The organism is Pseudomonas capeferrum, from assembly GCF_013523055.1.
GTDB classification, from domain to species: Bacteria; Pseudomonadota; Gammaproteobacteria; order Pseudomonadales; family Pseudomonadaceae; genus Aquipseudomonas; species Aquipseudomonas capeferrum_A.
Map to the genome: position 1 here is coordinate 81,031 of NZ_JAAMQM010000004.1, position 18,383 is coordinate 99,413.

Consider the following 18,383-nt stretch of genomic DNA (forward strand, 5'->3'; position numbering starts at 1 on the left):
CGATATATCGACGATCTCAATAGCTAGCTTTCTAAACCAGAAGGAATCTAGGAATGAACCAACTGTTTTTCGAGGAAATCATCCCCCCGATCTCGTCGGCAGAAGGTGCCATCGTCCTGCTTTTTGAAGGCAAAGAACCGGGGCAGCGCATCATCGTAGGTTTTCAAGGAGTGCTAGGGAAGGATCGCCACCCCATCACGATTCAGCTACCCGACTGGTGTCGGTGGAGCCCCCAGCATGTATCGAGCCTGGACGGTGGCCTGTACAAATGGGCACTCCAACCGGCCCAGGAACCCTACTCCATACTCTGGCCTGGGGATGTGCCCCGCGCTGAGTACAAAATCGGCAGTCCGTTAATTCGGGTGTACTTCGGAGAGGAGCCGCCAGCGCTGACAGGTACGTTGAAGCTAAATCGGTCGTGACTCTAGTATCTGTTGAACATCGAGGACGGAAGGCTGGGTTCGCAATATAAGGTTACACATCACGTGACCTGCTGCGACCTTGGTGCAGAGGTCAGCTTGCCCGATTTCGCCTTAACATATTGTTTCAAATGGCGATGTCTTCCTGTACGAACTCGCCGCGCTGTACTCGGATTCAAAGGAACCCTGTCGTATGCAATCAGCTTATACCGTACTAATCCTGCTGATGCTCGTGAGCGTCTCCAAGTTGGTCGGGAGGGTGCTTCCCATTCCACTGCCCCTCGTGCAGATCGGTGCTGGTGCGCTGTTGGCTTGGCCGACCTTGGGTTTTCACGTTGCGCTGAACCCTGAGCTGTTCCTCTTCCTGTTCCTCCCGCCATTGCTGTTCGCTGACGGTTGGCGTATTCCGAAGCGCGAACTATGGCGCATTCGAGGCCCGGTTGTGGCTCTGGCGGTTGGGTTGGTGTTGTTCACCGTCGTCGGCGCCGGCTACTTCATTCACTGGATTTTGCCGAGCATTCCACTACCGGTCGCTTTCGCGCTGGCGGCAGTACTCTCGCCAACGGATGCCGTGGCGGTATCAGCTATCGCACAGGGACGGTTGCCAACCCCCCTCATGAATATGCTGCAAGGCGAAGCGCTGCTCAATGATGCATCGGGTCTGGTGACGTTCAAGTTCGCGCTGGCTGCAGCCATTACGGGCGTGTTCTCATTGGCCGATGCGAGCGTGACGTTCCTATTGGTCGCGCTGGGCGGCCTTGCGGTGGGTGTTGCTCTGAGCTGGCTGCTTGGCCGACTGCGCATGTGGATGATTGCCCGAGGCTGGGATGACCCAGCGACCCATGTGGTGTTCATGCTACTGCTGCCATTCGCTGCCTATGTGTTGGCCGAGCGCTTGGGCGTGTCGGGCATCCTGTCGGCTGTGGCTGCGGGCATGATGCAGAGCTGGCTCGACCTGTTGCCGCGACAGACCAGCACTCGTCTGCTCAATCGTAGTGTCTGGTCACTCCTCGAATTTGCTTTCAACGGACTCATATTTCTAATCTTGGGCTTGCAGCTGCCCGATATCATCAAGGCTGTCGTCAGTCACGAAACGTCCTTGTGGCCCACACTCGCATACCGCTGCCTGGACGTACTTGCGATCTTCGCGGTGCTGATTATGCTGCGCTTCGTTTGGGTGCAGAGCATCTGGCGTGGGATCGGGGTGGTTCGCCGCTGGCGGGGCAGGCCCGAACTGTTACTCGTACCGACCGCGCGCTCATGTTGGCTGCTGACACTTGGCGGTGTGCGAGGGGCGGTGACCTTGGCTGGCGTTATGTCGGTGCCACTGTTGATCGCGCCTGGTGCCTCGTTCCCGGAGCGTGATCTGCTGATCTTCATCGCGGCTGGGGTGATACTTCTGTCGCTGATTTCGGCCTGTATCACGTTGCCTGTATTGCTGCGCGGGGTAGACAAGAGTCCAGATGAAACCCTGCAGCAGGAAGTCCAAGAGGCCCGGAAGCTCACCGCCGAAGCAGCCATTCATGCGCTGGAGGCGGAGGAGGTTGTTGAGGCAGGTACGGCGCCGGATGCTGCTCAGGCCGCTATGGCTACTGAGCTGAAGGGGCGCTTGATGGCCGAGTACCGTGAGGAGCTGGAGAGCTACAACGACACCGCTGAAGCGCGTGCGCTGGCACAGCAGATGGATCAGCTAGAGCGCCGCTTGCGGCTGAAGGCTTTGCGTGCCCAGCGCCTGGAGCTCTACAACCTGCACCGTAAGCACCTGGTCGGTGATGAAGTGGTACGCGAAGTCTTGGGTGAGTTGGATATGAGCGAGGCGAATCTGGGGCACGGGAGGTAATCGCGGCGCCCGAAGGGCTCGGCCTCACCTGGGTTTAAGGGCGTTGAGGCTGCCGCTGGCAGCATGTCAAAAGCGAACCTTGATGGCAGCCCAGCCTAAACCCAGACTGGCTTGCTGGGTTGGTCAGCAAAGCCAGCTCAACGCTTTGTATGACTCGAACCAAGCTCGCGGAGGTCATTCGCATGATCATTGGCAATCCGATCAAGCGTTTCCTGTCTCAAGAACGCGGGCCGTTTTCGAGTTTGTTTATGGTCGTAAGCATCAGAGACCTGCTTCTCGTTTTCCTTGCTCGTTTCTTTAGTCATTGGTCGGCCTTCGGTTTGAGGTCAATGAAGCAAGGAAGACTGCTGGCCGTCTTCCGGCTGCGTGCAGGAAGGTTGACCACGATGGACTCATTGAAAGCACGCGAAGCATGAGCTAATGTGGAGCTGAAACCCAACACCGGAGAGAGCTCATGACCCACCGCGAAGAAGACTGGATTTAGTTCTGACAGGGAAGCCATAGGTGCTGCTATCACTTGCTGCCCAAGCACGGTGTTGCCACTCTCAGAGCGATCTCAGCAAGCTCTCCAGCATCCCATGCTCCCAAGTGCTGAGCAGGGCAATCGGATCTGTCCCGTATCGATCTCCAGAGTCGAAACACCAAATCCTCCCATCCGGACTTTCGCAACGCTCGCAGTAGTCCAGCTCATCACAGTCATTGAAAATGGTGATGCGCCACCCCTCGATGTCGATCACGAAAAGGCCGACAAACATCTCTTCCCAAGTTTTCGGCCCGGCCTTTCGCATCTGGCTTCGACCGAATACCGCCTGCCGCAGAACCTGAGAAACCTCACGTGCTGTGAGTGAGTTCACTCCGTCCTCGATCATGCCCTTCGTCCTCGATCACGGCTTAAGGCTGTGGCGCAGCTGGTAAGCTTGTTTTGCAGGGGAGTACAAATGTTCTCCTCTTGGAGAAAGCCAGACTTAGGAGTGTTCCAGTGCTCAGGCGCGTCCATCAGCAGGTAGGGTTTCCCGTGCCTGGTGATGATGAATGAATGCCCTTTGACCACTAGCGCGGCGAGTCGTCGAAAGCGTCGTCGCGCCTGGCTGAGGCTGATGATTGTGGGCACGAGCTTTCCTCCCGCATGGCTGTTGCCGTCGAGCATAGGGGAGAGCGTACACCCCCCCTGTTGCTGAGTTGCTTACCAGGCGCACTGCACCGCTCGCGTAGCAGTGGATAGAGTCGTTGAACTCTGTGAGAGTGATCTAGGGCGGCGTGTCCATATTCATAGTGTGCTGATTTTAAACTTTTGGCGGGGCAAAATATTGCAACTGTTGAGAAGCATTGATGAAGGCTATCAAGCGTTGATGTCGCTGTCGAGTCAACTTAAGAGTATGCAGTTAGCATACCATTAGTTGCGCTAGACAATATTGGTTGGGGTGGTAATAATTGTGAGGTTTAATATTTTTGATATTGCTCGTCACAGGACGTGCTGAAGGGAAGATTGCGAAGAAATCTGGTCTCGATGGCATTGGCTGCAGAGTGAGAAGGCTAGTGACATGGTGTGAACGTTTCGCCGTAGTCGCTGCCGGCAACCGAAGCGCGCAGGCGCGAGGATAGACGCCGGTAGGGCAGAGACACCGCCACCTTGCCGAGCTGCTCGTTTAACGACAGCCGACCCGCCAGGGGGGGCCGATCACGACAAATTTTTGGAGCACCTATGAGCAGAGACGCGAAGGACTCGGTGTACTGCAGCATCCAAATGCCCATAGCCAAGGGCCGAGAATTCCTTGAACTGTTTGCAAAGCTCCGCGCCTCCGGTGCTCACCCATCGCTCGACTCCGTATTGGAGGAAGCCGAAGGCGAGTTGGAGATGTCAATTGAGTTCGTCGAACGCATGCTTGCTGGGGATGGCGGGCGTGATCGCCAATTCCACTAGGGGCAACGCTTTGGCCAGTTATGATTCGCTCCATGCACTTGAATGCCGGCGGCGGAGGGCATTATGGGTTCTCGCTCATCTAGACCCTGGGGATCCAAGAGCACTATGTGTTTTGAGGGTGCTAGACGAAATTGACCAGGTGGAACAAGCTTGGCTGGGGCCTGGTCGAGTCACCACCGTTGAAGAGGTTGCGAATCAGATAGTGTCTGAGTCTCATCCGATTGGGACATCTATCGTGCGGGACGACGCTATTCCGGAGCCGTGGCGAGAGCGCTTCTTATGCGCAAGCGTGGGCTCAACTCGGGTTGCCGAAGGTGCTTATTTGCATGACTGGCAGAAGTTTATTTTAAAATGGCCGAAGGAAATGGCGCATCTTGACCGCCACAGAGCTGTCTGTGACCGGAAGGGTTAGCAGGTGTTGCGGTGATTTACGCTTTTCGAAGCAAGCGGAGCGCGCAGCCAGGGATGGCGAAGGCGTGAGGATGAAAGCCCAACGGGCCGAGCCCCTAGGGCTCGGTTTACGACAGCCGTCCCTCCAGGGCACGCCTAGACTTAGATTTTAGCCAGCGTCCTTCGCAAAGACTCTTCCCCAATCTCGAGCCACCAGGTCTGTACACGCAGTCGGTGCGCCACCAAAACATCGTTGAGACACCTGAAGCATTTCGGCCTCTGTTTGGTACCTGATTGGATTTCCATCCTCGTCAACCAGCACACCTTTGGCGCCAATCAGCAAGGCATGACCGGCCACGACATCGTGGGCAGAAACAGGGTAAAGCGATATACCGCATACTCCGTCTCCTGCAGCAACCTTGGCCAGCCTGTACGCAATCGACGGCATGGGGTAAAAATCACTAGGCTCACATAGCTCTTGGTTTATCTGCGGCTTGTTGCTGGCAGCTGAGCTCACCATTACAAGGCTCGATTTGGACAGCTGCTGCTTGGATAGATCTACGTAGACAGGCGATCCGTTTCTCAGCAAATGATTCATACCTGCAGCCCAAGCGATACAATCCGAGGCATTCTCAGCAGTGACTGGTGCATGCACTACCCCAAGCACAGGCTTACCGTCGTGGAGCAATCCCACAGATATGGCAGACCCATCACGGCCGTTCAAGAAATCGGTGGTGCCGTCGTTCGGGTCGACGACCCAGCAAAAAGGAGAACCTGTAAGAACATGACCGGTCTCTTCCCCCCACCAGTCGCAATCCAAGAGCACTAGCAGCTCGGCACGCAGCAGAGCCTCGATTTCGACATCAATTTCTGCTTTGTCGCCTGATCCTCTACGGCCACCTAGACGAGCGCATTCCTGTGCCAACAAGACACCCGCTCGCTCAACGGTCTCGATCACTTGATTGAGGATGTGCTGTAGCGATCGATTAGTCATGGGTGGGCTTCAACCGTGAAGTAATATTGCTCTGCAGTTTGATACAGATGATCAGGCTTTACCATCTGTCTGGCATAGTCTTTCTCAGCTTCAGACATCCGTATTTTGTTGTTGCCAAAATGGAGATCCTAAGTCTATAACGTGAACTGTCAGTTTACAGCTCATATGTCGTCCTAAACGATTCGGCTAAGACGCCCAGCGTGAAGGTTCCGTTTATGCTCAAGCGTCAACCCCCTTGAATGCTTGCATGAAAGCTGTGGCTGAGAAGTTAGACGGACTGAAGATTTCCGTTTTACGTCCTTGATGCATCGACAGAATGACACGTGCCATCCCAATGTAGTGGTCAAATGTGGTTTTTATAATAGTGTGCCCCATTTGATTTCTTAATATCTGCGCAACAGCGTAGTTGAACAGTATCTCATTCGATTTCAACAAGTCGTCTCCGAACGACCTGATGATGTACTGAGTAGGCCACCAGTCGCGTGCATCATAAAAGCGTAGGCTTTTCCTCAGGTCAGGATTCTTGATCAGTGCTTTTTTCTTGGCTGCCACGGTACGGCTTGCAATAGTATCGGGTGTAACAGGGTGGCCGTCCTTGTTAAGGAACAATATATCCAGCGCTGGCTTCTTGCCATAATGGTTGCGATATTTTTTTGCGCGCTCAGCGTAGTACGGTCTGATATAATTGTTCTCAAGAGCCTCGAGGGCATCACGGTGTATAAGAATATCCCGTGACTTTTTGCCTTTACTGTTGGTGATGGCATAACTAACCGTCGGAAGCTCAAATGTCATTGATGAAAACGGCAAAATATGAGAATTTTCACCATTTCCGAAATACGGAAACCGACATAAGTCCATAGGGCGCATGGCGGTATCCAGCGCGAAGTGGAGTAAGGCGGAATAAACAGGGTCGGAGTAATTCTCCATCAGCTGTTTGATCTCACTAGGGGTGATGAGTTGGCTGCTCGTGGATGATGCTTGGCGATTCAATTTATCCAAAACACTGATGCTTGTTGAGTCAATTACTTGAACGGCTTTATAAGAAACATATTCCTGGTATCTTGCGCTTTTGAATGGTGGGATCCAATTTTTCAGTTGAACATTCACGCCAGTAAAAAACTGCCGATCGCTCAACCAGCGAAAATATCCCATCAAAAGCTTGGCCTCCTCGAAAATAGTTTCAGACGAGGGGCGGACGGAGTTTTTAACCTTTCGCTTAATTTCTCTCGCGGTTTGCCATCTCATCACGTTTTTATTGCGCGCATGAAGGTGGTAATCCCCAGGGGATAAGCTGCGGAACTCCTCCTGAGATGAAAGATAGCGATAGAACATTGATATTATGCTGGCATACCGAGAGGAAGTTTTTTTAGATTGCCTAGTTTGGGATTGAAGAAATAAATTTGCATGGCTTAGTAAGGTGCTTTGGGCTTCGGCTTCGTGGATTAATATGAAGTGTTCGACCGCTTGGTGGGATTCCGGATTGATGTACGATACGTACTTTTTGGTTATGCGTATCATTATTTTCCACCATCTACGCTAAAGTGAACGACGCGATCAACACCTTTAAAAAGGTGGACGTGGTCTGCCTTTTCTGCTTGCTCTAGCTCTTCCGGCGGGACGGTCGACGCACGAAACCGTCTTTGTGCTGTGGCATCCGCAACCGACCTGCATTCTGGGATATAAATAGATACGTTGATAGTCGGTGGTATCTTTCTGATATAACCTCTCAGTGCTACGGTGTCGTAGATCGGAAGTCGCAGGACAATTTCCTCTGAAGAGTTTGAAGGTAGCTTGTCTAGTAGATAAGGAAGATCACATAAATACTTATCGATAAATATGACAAGATGAATGTTCTCACTTGTTAATTCGGTGAGTTTTTGAAGCTGGTTTTGAATTTTTTCGTGTTTGGTGTTCGAGTACGCTAAGTAGTCTTTATTGGTTTTATAAGCTGAATTCGCAGCTTTCATGTTGAGATCATAGACGATGCGTGAACCATTTAAAGCTGATAAGGTTCCCTCGGCATGTTGAGCCGTGGCTCTGGTTAACTGTGCTTTAAGCTGATCGATTTGAGCAACATAAATACCGATCAGACTGGACTGCTTCTCGAGAGTTAAATTGATATTACTGTTGTCAAATGTTATGAGATCTCCCTGCATAAGCGATGTAATATAGCGATCGCGTATGTCAGAGATGTCTGCTTCATGTTTATGTTCCATCTGTCGCAAGGTCAGTTCTAACTGATTAACACGTTCTTGCGATTTGAGCAGCAGTTGGGCAACGGAACTAGGTTCGTGGCCAGGCAGCAGCTCATCAATGTTTTTGTTACCCTTGATGTACTCGACCAAGTCAGGGTAGTATCTCTTTAATGATTGACGGCTGATGGCCGCTTCACTAGCAATTTTCTCTACTTTCATTTTTTTACCACCAGATGAATAGTGGTGATCTATTATTATTTCAATTATTCTATTGCGTGTTTCTGAGCTCATAACATACCTCGGCTGGGCAAATTAAACTTGCAAAGTGTCGATAATCTGTTGTGTGTCATCGAAGTCGGAGTTGTGGACGTGAAAATTGCCAAGTGTTAGATTGTCTAAGTGAAACTTATAGGACTTGATTTTGTTGAGAATCGCATCTCTTGTTTGAGCGGGCAAGGTCACTGCGGTGTTGTCAAGGATCCTTTGATAAAACTTGATATTGTCAGTTAGGGCGGTTCGCGCTTTGCCTACTACCACAATTTTCCTGCAGTCGTAGTGGCAATTGGAGGGGTCTGGCTTGGGGGCAGCGTCGCCGAAGTCACGCCCTTGGATGCATGGTGGAAGGTTGTCAGAGCGAAACTGCTCAGCAGTTACGCAGTACGTTCCAACGGCCGTCCGTTTGATGAACAATGGTTTTCCACCCGCCAATAGATTTGACACGTAATCAAAGATTGAAATGGGGATGCGCCGGCCTTCGAAGTCATCGGGCTTCGCCGCCATTTGTTCTGATATTCGAATTGCAGCTTGACCTGAGTAAGAGCCTTCACGGATGGCAGCGATAATTTCCTTGAGTTCTTCTGTGAAAGAAGTCTCGATGGTCAACGCCACAGTCCTTACCATCGCGGGATTACGTGCGATATATTGCATCGTCATTTTGAAGGTTTTGTGGCCAAAAAGGGCTCGGATGAGGTCGATATTTCGCTCATCTTGGTTGATCAAAATCTCTGCAATGGTTTTGCGAAAGCGATGGACATGCAATCGCTCTATGGGTAGAAACTCTCTGAGCTGTTTGACAATATGGTTCAGGATTTGAGGTGTAAACTGCTGAATCTCATTTGGCATCTTCGTGCTCGCATTGCTGCGAAATAGCCAGTGCCGTTCGCTTTTACGACCTATGTTGCGAAGATTACTGTACGCGATAGCACTCTGCGCAATAAAGCCGGGTAGCGGCAAATATTCGATCTCCCCGTTGTAGTTTGGGTCATTCGCAGTTTTATATCGTACGATACGAAGCCAAAAGTTACCGGTGCCTTCGGAGTTGTCGTTGGTAATGTCATTAATACTTAGAGGCGCTAGCTCGGACGCCCGGGCGCCACTAATCAGCGCAATCATTATAAAGATAGCATTCCTAACGTGATCCAGTGCTGTATACCAGTTTGTTTTCCATGTATACGACCAATTGTTACCAGCTCGTTGATGACTGGTTTTTGTCCTGTTCAACTCCATTACGGTGCGGCCGTCTACTACAACACGAAAAGAATTCTCAAGATCTTCATCGATTTTTGAGCGTGTAATCTTGCCATTTTGGTTTGCTTTTAGAACTGCGTTGATATGTGGTTCCAGAAGCGAGAGTTTCGGCGCAGCTTTTTCAATCCAGAATAACGCATACTCCATAAGGTGCGCCAAGTCACTCTCGGAGAAAGATACCCAAGTCTGGTATGTGCCCCTCATGGTATTCATGAGGTCTGTCTTACGTTCAGGGCTATCAATTTTATCAAGGGGGACTTTGATGCGAAGCCCTTCAGGGATAAGCTCTTTATCGGATAGAATTATCCATAGCTTTACAATTCGGTATAGTCCAAAATACTGAAATGGAATATTGGTGCTTTTAGCTCTATCAAGTGCTTCAGTGATTAACCTTGAACTTATGAGATCAAGTGTTTGGGCGTTGATCTCCAGGTGATTGTCCAAGAGCAAGTGCTTCTCGAGGGAGCTAAAGTCATTACAGTAGGTGAGTGTGGATTTATTGCTGGTGATTCCTTGCAAAAGAGAGTTTTCAGGAAGCAAATAGAATGAAAGAGCTCGCTTTAGGTCGTTGGCGCCAGGAACTGAATGATTGAAATGGATGGAGACGACGTCCGCGAATCGAGGGGTGTCTAGTTTCCACAACCTATCCAGGTAGCATGACGAAGGGGAAACAGGAAAGTCCCCACCAGATGCATGTAGCTTTTCGAGGAGTTCACTCCCGTGCGTCTTGAAATCTTCTGCAGTGTCCAACAACAGACTTTCTAGCTCTTGCTCCGCTGAGTCACGCACGTCTGCCTCAAACTCATCGAGAAGTGAATGCGCGTATTCTTCGTTAGTCATTACAGCTCACCAGTCCTGAAAATAAGTTTGAGGTCGCGCATTTCGCGAGGCAACAGTGGAGAGTTCGCGGCGCGGTACCGTATAGCGTCCTGAATTGCATCCTCATCATTCCAATTATCTAGGATGAGCTCAATCTCTTGTTGTTCAGCTTCAAGCTGTGACCCAAATTCGGCATAGGCACGATCACGCAGAAGTTCATCGATGTGAGAGAGCCGCTCGATCAGGAACGGAAGTGAGTCCTCTAAAATACGTAGCTTGCTGCAAAAAATGCAATGCTCGAACGCTTCGCATTTGATGCCCTGCTGCAACTTTATTGCTCCTGGCCAATCTGGATTACTGCGATCACTGCATGCCCATAGAGCCCTCTCGAAGTAAGGCAAGTGGATAATGCTCAGATCGGCGTTGGCTATAGCGCTTGCCTGTTTGCACAGCAAGCCTTGGAACTTCCTCGCTCGGAGTAGCTCAACTACTCGCTCAAGCGCTGACCGTAGACGTTTTGCGCGCTTGGCCCGTGCGACTGGAGAGTTGTCGTATGACTCATCTGTAGTATCGCGCGATTCGTGCCCCATCATTTGAGAAAGAAACGCGTATGGCGTATGTTCAGCATTGTAGTAGAGCCATGTCGAGCGTAACCGACCTGTTAAATTATTTGCACTGGTTATTCTCTCTCCGTTATCGGTAACTATGTGTTTAGACAGGATTTGATTCACAGCGGTAGGAAAGTCACCGCCGTAATCAATTGCACCCACAGCTTGGCCTTCAGCTCGTGCCCATGCATTTAGCGGCCTTAGGAATGCAAACATATTATTGACCGGCCGATTACGGGTGGGATCTATCAAGTGTGATACGTAGGCGGCAAGCGGAGCTGATACGTCTTTTGATAACAAAATCAGATTGTATAGTGAGTACGGATTTTCGCTGTCTGATGTCGATAGGATCTGTTTTGGTGAAAGATATGGTAAGTCCCCGCCTTGGCCTCTATTCTTCTCTGAAAAGATTAACTTTATGTTCTCTTCGATACTTGAAGTAAGGCCGTGCAGATAATTGTTTTGGTCGATGTCAGTGACGGTTTCCTTGTTCCAGCCAGCCTGAAGCATCATGAATAAAACAAGTCCCGCAATGTCCGCTGAGGTAGGATAGTAGAGCGCCATGTGCTCATCCACTGACAGCATTTGACCTTTAGTTTTACTCCACTTATCGTTAAATTTGTTTCGAACGTACGCTAACTTGTGAATTATCATTTTCACAGGATCAGTTAGATCGTCATAATTGAAAAGATAGGCGCTGCTGTACTCGATGGCAAGGCTCTCCCGTTTGAAGTTAAGCGGGTAGCCGTATGTGATAAATGTCTTGACTACCCGGTAGGGCTCAAGGTTGGTGTTCCACCATCCAGCAGTACTTGACGGATGGGGATTGTAATCCGGCGGTATGGTAACTGCTGTGCCTGCCGTTTTATAGAGTTCAGTAAAGCGCTCAAGAAAATCTGGCTGTTCCGAGATGACTATTATTTCAGGATCTGAACATTTGGCTAATCTCACCATCAGCTGAGCCTTCGGAATAGGCAAATCATTTAGTAGTCGATATTTGTACCAGGTGAATATATCTTGTGTAGACAGCCGGCAAATCCACTGATCCTGCAATTCTTCCAGCGTATACGGGGCGACCTCGTCGATAATAGCTCTTCGTGCGATCATTTCTCGAAGTGAATCGACGATTGTCTTAGTGGTCGTGGTTAGCGTGGCCACGCCGTCTTCCGACAGTGGTTCAGTATCAGATCTACGATCTAGCCTGACTTTCGGCAAATCCACATTTGGGATGACCCCGGTTTCTCTCGAAGCGATTTGAATGCATGACTTCAGCTTAGAAGCATGAATCGCTCCCTTGCCGATCTTATTCAAATGTTTGATGAAGCTCTTGAATAGGCTTGGAGTAATATCCTTAAGGTGGCGAATGTGCAGCGAAGGGGCATGTTTAGAGTTGTATAGGGACATGAAGTCTAGAAAATAGACAATTGCCAATCTTAATTGGAATGCCCATGCAGAAACCCGGGTCGGGGCGCACATCACCATAATGTAATGGAAGCTTAAGCAAATATTCGCAGTCGGATCCCAGCTCGGATGATCCATATAGCTACAAACAACAGCTACACCAGTGGATGTATTCACCGCATGGATAGGCAGTTGAGCTACGACGTCTGCTTCGTTCTGGGGAGACTCATTCACCCGGACGTCCGCTTGGACGGAAGAAATAGGTTCGCTGGTCTCGTCATGGGGCAATTTGGAGCGTTCCGTTGGTGCGGAGGTGTCGAGGAAGGTGCCCAGGTCGTCATCTGGTTTCGGCGCAAGCCCTTTTGGCTCAATCACAATGAGCCTCGCTGTAGGTCAGCCAATTGGGGTGGCCCTTACTCAAATTTTTCACATCACCTTTGGCCGGGAGTGAACGCATCGTTCCGTCGACGGCTACCGCTTCACCAGACGCCGCTGGGCTAGCAGCCCGCAAAGATCCCCCGATCACATCCATCACCGCTCACTCCCCATAGGTTTACATTTCTCAGATGCTAAACTATCTCAGTGGGTTTACAAGAGTTAGAAAACAAAACTAAGGGCTGATCTTCCTGCTGCTGGGGTTGCAACTGCCCGACATCGTCAAGGCGGTGGTCAGCCATGAACCCACGCTATGGCCGGCTTTGGCCTGGCGTTGCCTGGAAGTGGTCGCCATCTTCGCGACGCTGGTACTGCTGCGCTTCATCTGGGTGCAAAGCATCTGGCGCGCGATCGGTGTGGTCCGGCGCTGGCGCGGTCGCCCGGCGCTGGTGCTGCTGCCCACCGCTCGGTCCTGCTGGCTGCTGACCCTGGGTGGCGTGCGCGGCGCGGTGACCCTGGCCGGCGTCATGTCGGTACCGCTGCTGATAGGCGCGGGCGAAGCGTTCCCGGAGCGCGATCTGCTGATCTTCATCGCCGCAGGAGTCATCCTGCTCTCACTGATCAGTGCGTGCATATCGCTGCCGCTCCTTCTGCGTGGCGTCAACAACAGCCAGGACGATCGTCTGCAACAGGAAATCAAGGATGCATGGCGGCAAACCGCCGAAGCGGCGATCCATGCGCTGGAAGCCGAAGAGGTGGTCGATGCCAAGGCACCGCAGGACGCCACTCAGGCGATCATGGCGACCGAGCTGAAAGCGCGGCTGATGGCCGAGTATCGTGACGAGCTGGAAAGCTACGACGGCAGCGCCGAAGCGCAAGCGCTGGCGGCGCAGATGGACCAGTTGGAGCGCCGCTTGCGCCTGCACGCGCTGAGAGCCCAACGGCTGGAATTGTACAACCTGCATCGCCAGCACCTGATCGGTGATGAAGTCGTGCGTCAGGTGCTGGCGGAACTGGACATGAGCGAGGCGAATCTCGGTCAGCGCAAATGAGAGGGTGTCAGCGCGGGTAGGCCAGGCGCATGAAAGCCTTGTCCTTGTCGCTGATCCGGTCGTTGACGCCGATTTCCCAGTCGCCGAGGGTCAATTCCTGCGGGACGGGGTAGTGCATGATCGAATGACGGTCGTAAGGAGTCTTTCTGATGCTTGCACCGACGACCTTGGACAGCACGGCCTCATCGACCACCTCCTTTGAGTGCCCTTTGACGGCATAGTGGGCGTAGACCTTCGGAATGTCCCAGGGAATATCGGCGGCGGGGTGCTGGTGCTCGTGCTCTGCCCCGAGCGCATGGCCGAACTCGTGGATGACCGTTCGCTCGAAATCGTCCATGTCGGGAGTCACCCCCAGTACCATGGAAGCGCCCGCGCTCGTCAGCGCATCCGTGCCGAATACCGAGTAATTGACGAGCGGGCTGCCGCCTGTATGGATCTTGATCTCGCTGTCGAAGTCGTCATCGACCAGGACGAAGTCGAGGTTGACGTACGGCAGCCATTGGCAGGCAGCGTTGAAGACGGCGTCCTTGAGAGATGGCTCCGGTTCGTTGGTAAACGAGATGCGCAGGGTCCGCCCCGGCGCCCAGAACTTGTCGAAATACGCCACCGAACGCTTGCGCCGAGTACCTGGCGTCTGAGGGGCATTGGCCGGGTTTTCCTGCAGGGCCATCTCATAGGCGAGTCGGGGTTCGATGGTCCTGGGACAATGGCAGATCATCAGGTCGAGCATGCGTTTCACTCCTGTTCGATTGAGCCAGGAGGGTGATTCGACGCGTGAAGAGGGCGGCGTTACATATTGCTGACGTGGATCCTGGGCGTGCCGCCCAGGCGGGCCATCGGCACTGACGCATGAAACCGCTGCCAGGACCTCGTGCCGCTTTCGAAGCATGCACGACCCCTGGCCAGGCCAACGTCGCTGACTTGATCAGCCTTCGAGGTAGTTGCGGATCCGCTGCGCTGCTTCGATGCACTCCGACAGCGGAGCGACCAGCGCCATGCGCACGCGTCCGGCTCCCGGGTTGACGCCATCGACCTCGCGCGACAGGTACGAGCCGGGCACCACCGTCACATGCTCGCTCTCGAACAGGCCGCGGGTGAACTCCGCGTCGTCACCTGGCACCTTGGCCCAGAGGTAGAAGCTGCCATCTGGCCGCTGCACATCGAGAACCGGCTGGAGGATAGCCAGGACTTCATCGAACTTCGCGCGATACTGGTCGCGATTGTCGCGCACGTGAGCCTCGTCCTGCCAGGCGGCGATGCTGGCCAGCTGGGTCTGCACCGGCATGGCGCAACCGTGGTAGGTGCGGTATAGCAGGAACGGCTTGATGATCTCGGCATCGCCGGCCACGAACCCCGAGCGCAGGCCGGGCAGGTTTGAGCGCTTGGACAGGCTGTGGAAGACCACGCAGCGCTTGAAGTCGCTGCGGTCCAGTTCGGCGCAAGCGGTGAGCAGCCCGGCCGGCGCGTTATCCTCGTCGAAGTACAGCTCGCTGTAGCACTCGTCGGCGGCGATCACGAAGTCGTGTTCGTCGGCCAGGGCGATCAGCTTCTTCAGGGTATCCAGCGGCACCAAGGCGCCGGTCGGGTTGCCCGGCGAGCAGAGGAAGAGGATCTGGCAGCGTTTCCAGATCTCGACCGGCACCGCCTCGAAGTCCGGATTGAAACCGTTGCTTTCCAGGCAGGGCAGATAATGCGGCGTGGCGCCAGCGAGCACGGCAGCGCCTTCGTAGATCTGATAGAAGGGGTTGGGGCTGACCACCAGGCCGTCATCGGCGCGATTGACCACTGCCTGGGTGAACGCGAACAAGGCCTCGCGGGTGCCATTGACCGGCAGGATATGACGGTCGGCGTCCAGCCACCCGGACGGCACGCCGAAGCGCTGTTCGCACCATTGGGCGATCGTCTGGCGCAGGGCGGGCAGGCCCAGGGTGCTAGGGTAGACGGCCAACTTGTCGAGGTTGTCGGCCAGGGCCTTGGCAACGAACGCGGGCGATTCATGCTTGGGCTCGCCGATCGACAGGGCGATGGCACGTTTGTCGGGCGCCGGCTTCACGCTGCCCAGCAGGGCGCGGAGTTTCTCGAACGGGTAGGGCTGCAGCTGGGTCAAGGCATGGTTCATCGGCGCGAGGTCTCGTCAATCATTAGAAGTTCACACGGGTAGGGCTGGCATCGCTGGCCTGGCCGGCCTGCAACTGCTGGACGATCGTCTCCTGCAGGCGGGTGCACAACTGCGGATCGGACAGCGGCTGGTTATCGGCGTCGGTGATGAAGAACACGTCTTCCACGCGTTCGCCCAGGGTGGCGATCTTGGCATTCTGCAGCGACAGGTCGAATTCGAGAAAGATCCTGCCGATCCGCGCCAGCAGGCCTGGTCGGTCAGGCGCGGTCAGCTCGAGAATGGTCACCGGGCGTTGGGCGTCGTTGTGGATGGTCACTTGCGGCGCGAAGGTGAAGTGCTTGAGCTGGCGCGGCACCCGGCGCTGGATGATGGTCGGGTAGTCTTCGGGGTTGCGCAAGGCGTCGGTCAGGCCGTCGCGGATCTGCTTGACGCGCTGCGGATTATCCCCGATGGAGCCGCCATCGTTGTCCAGGACGATATAGGTGTCGAGGGTGAACTGGCTGCTCGAGGTGATGATGCGGGCGTCGTGGATGTTCAGGTTGAGCTGCGACATCGCGGCCACGGTCACGGCGAAGAAGTCGTGCTGGTCCGGCGCATAGATGAAGATCTGCGTGCCGCCCTCGAATTCACGCTGGGTGGTTTCCTTGATCAGCACCAGTGGGCCGCCGTCGGCCGGCTGCTGGAGGATGGCATCGGTGTGCCAGGCGACGTCGGCGGCGGTATGGCGCAGGAAGTAGTCATCGCCCAGCTGCGACCACAGCTGCTCGACGTCATCAGGGTCGGTGCCCTCGCGAATCAAGGTGTCCAGCGCCGCGACCTGGGTCTGGCGGATCTGCTCCTCGCGGTCCAGCGGGTTCTCCAGGCCGCGGCGCAAGGCCCGCTTGGTCTCGCTGTAGAGCTGGCGCAGCAGGCTCGCGCGCCAGGAGTTCCAGAGGCTGGGGTTGGTAGCGTTGATATCGGCCACCGTCAGCACATAGAGGTAGTCCAGGCGGATCTCGTCACCGACCAGCAGGGCGAAGTCGTTGATCACCTGGGGATCGGAGAGGTCCTTGCGTTGCGCCGTGGTCGACATCATCAGGTGGTTCTGTACCAGCCAGACGATCAGGCGACTGTCCCAGGTCGGCAACTGGTGTCGCTTGCAGAAGGCCTGCGCATCCACCGCGCCGAGTTCCGAGTGATCGCCCTGGCGACCTTTGCCGATGTCGTGATAGAGGCCGGCGAGATATATCAGCTCGGGCTTGGGCAGGCGGCCCATGAGCTTGCTGGCCAGCGGGAATTTCTCCGAGACCGGCGTGTATTGCAGCTTGCGCAGGTGCTTGATGAGGTTGAGGGTGTGCGCATCGACCGTATAGATATGGAACAGGTCGTGCTGCATCTGCCCGACGATCAGGCCGAACTCCGGCAGGTAGCGCCCGAGGATGCCGTAGCGGTTCATGCGCCGCAGATTGCGGTGAATGCCGATCTCGCACTTGAACAGCTCGATGAACAGGCTGGTGTTGCGGATATCGTTACGGAAGCTGTCGTCGATCAGGTGGCGATGCTCGCGCAGCAGTCGCACCGTATCGGCCCGTACGCCCTTGATCTCGGGGTGCTGGGCCATCAGCACGAAGATCTCCAGCATGGCGAACGGCGTGCGCTTGAACACGTTCGGGCTGACCGCCTCGATATAGCCGTCATGCAGGCGGAACCGCGCATTGAGTGGCTGCGTGCTGCCGTTGTCGTCGGCGAGGATGACTTCCTCGAAATGCTGGATGATCAGGTCGCACAACTGGCTGATGCTCATCACCACCCGGTAGTACTGCTGCATGAACTGCTCGATGGCGCGCTTGGGGTTCTCGTCGGTGAAGCCGAGCAGCCCGGCGATGCTGCGCTGATGATCGAACAGCAGACGATCCTCGGCGCGCCCCGCCAGCATGTGCAAGGCATAACGGACTTTCCACAGGAACGCCTGGGAGGAGGCCAGCAGCTCGTTCTCGCTTTCCAGCAGGAAGCCTTCGCCGGCCAGGGCATGCAGGTTGAGGGTGCCGTATTGACGCCTTGCGACCCACAGCACCGTCTGGATATCGCGCAGGCCGCCGGGGGAGCCCTTGACGTTGGGTTCCAGGTTGTACTCGGTGTCGTTGTACTTGTGATGGCGGGCCTTGAGTTCGGCGCGCTTGGCCAGGAAGAATTCCTTGCTCGGCCACATGTGCTGCGTGCCGGTGACTTCCAGCATGCGCTGGCGCAGGCTTTCCGGGCCTGCGATGGTGCGGCTTTCCATCATGTTGGTGATGATCGTCAGATCGGCGCGCGCCTGTTCGGCGCACTCCTCGACGCTGCGCACGCTCTGGCCGACCTCCAGGCCGATGTCCCAGAGCAGGGTCAGGAGGCGCTCGATCCGCTCGCGATACCGCTCGTGCTCGGCCTTGTCCAGGAGGATCAGCAGGTCGATGTCCGAATGCGGATGCAGCTCGCCGCGGCCATAACCGCCCACGGCGACCAGGGCGATGCCCGTCGTGTCGGGCCAGTCGAACTGGTTCCAGGCCTGCTGCAGGATGTTGTCGACGAACCAGGCGCGGTCCTCGATCAGCCGACGGATGTCACGACCCTCGCGAAAGCGCCGGTCGAGCACGTCTCCCGCTTGGCGAATGGCCTTCTTGAAGGCGGCGATGGGGCTTGCCTTGAGCGCCAGTTCCGCCTGGAACTGGCCGCGGTCGAACAGATCGGGATCCACCTGGGGCATC

At 54.6% G+C, this 18,383-nt stretch carries 14 protein-coding genes and 1 pseudogene; 5 read left to right on the forward strand and 10 right to left on the reverse strand.

Going from position 1 to position 18,383, the window contains the following annotated elements:
• Positions 1-53 precede the first annotated feature (53 nt).
• The 3 genes from G7009_RS05945 to G7009_RS05955 all read left to right on the forward strand — a co-directional run bounded on the left by G7009_RS05945 (position 54) and on the right by G7009_RS05955 (position 2,675).
• Positions 54-422, forward strand: coding sequence for a hypothetical protein (locus tag G7009_RS05945; protein WP_086978704.1), 369 nt, complete (start codon positions 54-56; stop codon positions 420-422).
• A 190-nt stretch (positions 423-612) separates the two neighbouring features.
• A complete protein-coding gene (locus G7009_RS05950) occupies positions 613-2,259 on the forward strand; it encodes a Na+/H+ antiporter (RefSeq protein ID WP_086978703.1) in 1,647 nt (548 codons plus the stop codon).
• A gap of 182 nt (positions 2,260-2,441) precedes the next feature.
• On the forward strand, positions 2,442-2,675 hold the full coding sequence (locus G7009_RS05955) for a hypothetical protein (protein WP_140388180.1): 234 nt from the start codon (positions 2,442-2,444) through the stop codon (positions 2,673-2,675).
• 129 nt (positions 2,676-2,804) lie between these two features.
• Here G7009_RS05955 and G7009_RS05960 read toward each other — a convergent pair whose 3' ends face one another.
• Complete coding sequence (locus G7009_RS05960) at positions 2,805-3,128, reverse strand: DUF7693 family protein (RefSeq protein ID WP_086978701.1); 324 nt, start codon at positions 3,126-3,128, stop codon at positions 2,805-2,807.
• Positions 3,125-3,406, reverse strand: coding sequence for a type II toxin-antitoxin system Phd/YefM family antitoxin (locus G7009_RS05965; RefSeq protein WP_086978700.1), 282 nt, complete (start codon positions 3,404-3,406; stop codon positions 3,125-3,127). The genes G7009_RS05960 and G7009_RS05965 overlap by 4 nt, the downstream gene beginning before the upstream one ends.
• Positions 3,407-3,961: 555 nt before the next feature.
• Between G7009_RS05965 and G7009_RS05970 the strand changes: the two genes are divergently transcribed.
• Positions 3,962-4,180 carry a hypothetical protein gene (locus tag G7009_RS05970; protein WP_086978699.1) on the forward strand — a complete coding sequence of 73 codons (219 nt, stop codon included), beginning with the start codon at positions 3,962-3,964 and terminating at the stop codon, positions 4,178-4,180.
• A 559-nt stretch (positions 4,181-4,739) separates the two neighbouring features.
• Here G7009_RS05970 and G7009_RS05975 read toward each other — a convergent pair.
• The 5 genes from G7009_RS05975 to G7009_RS05995 form a co-directional block, all read right to left on the reverse strand.
• Positions 4,740-5,564 carry an inositol monophosphatase family protein gene (locus tag G7009_RS05975; RefSeq protein ID WP_181128993.1) on the reverse strand — a complete coding sequence of 275 codons (825 nt, stop codon included), beginning with the start codon at positions 5,562-5,564 and terminating at the stop codon, positions 4,740-4,742.
• A gap of 219 nt (positions 5,565-5,783) precedes the next feature.
• Positions 5,784-6,896: a tyrosine-type recombinase/integrase gene (locus G7009_RS05980; RefSeq protein ID WP_181128994.1), complete on the reverse strand. Its 1,113-nt coding sequence runs from the start codon at positions 6,894-6,896 to the stop codon at positions 5,784-5,786.
• 185 nt (positions 6,897-7,081) lie between these two features.
• A complete protein-coding gene (locus tag G7009_RS05985; RefSeq protein WP_181128995.1) occupies positions 7,082-7,978 on the reverse strand; it encodes a hypothetical protein in 897 nt (298 codons plus the stop codon).
• Between the two features lie 93 nt (positions 7,979-8,071).
• Positions 8,072-10,126: a tyrosine-type recombinase/integrase gene (locus G7009_RS05990; protein ID WP_181128996.1), complete on the reverse strand. Its 2,055-nt coding sequence runs from the start codon at positions 10,124-10,126 to the stop codon at positions 8,072-8,074.
• Positions 10,126-12,489: a hypothetical protein gene (locus G7009_RS05995; protein ID WP_181128997.1), complete on the reverse strand. Its 2,364-nt coding sequence runs from the start codon at positions 12,487-12,489 to the stop codon at positions 10,126-10,128. The genes G7009_RS05990 and G7009_RS05995 overlap by 1 nt, the downstream gene beginning before the upstream one ends.
• A 239-nt stretch (positions 12,490-12,728) precedes the next feature.
• Here G7009_RS05995 and G7009_RS06000 point away from each other — a divergent pair.
• Positions 12,729-13,541: pseudogene (locus G7009_RS06000) on the forward strand (Na+/H+ antiporter); the annotation flags it as partial.
• 7 nt (positions 13,542-13,548) lie between these two features.
• On the opposite strand, the gene G7009_RS06005 reads toward G7009_RS06000, so the two are convergent.
• The 3 genes from G7009_RS06005 to G7009_RS06015 form a co-directional block, all read right to left on the reverse strand.
• Positions 13,549-14,271, reverse strand: coding sequence for a peptidase M12 (locus G7009_RS06005; RefSeq protein WP_181128998.1), 723 nt, complete (start codon positions 14,269-14,271; stop codon positions 13,549-13,551).
• A 195-nt stretch (positions 14,272-14,466) separates the two neighbouring features.
• A complete protein-coding gene (gene dapC, locus G7009_RS06010; RefSeq protein WP_181128999.1) occupies positions 14,467-15,660 on the reverse strand; it encodes a succinyldiaminopimelate transaminase in 1,194 nt (397 codons plus the stop codon).
• Positions 15,661-15,682: 22 nt separating this feature from the next.
• Entirely contained in the window at positions 15,683-18,382 is a 2,700-nt protein-coding gene (locus G7009_RS06015; RefSeq protein ID WP_181129000.1) for a [protein-PII] uridylyltransferase, read from the reverse strand.
• Position 18,383 lies beyond the last annotated feature (1 nt).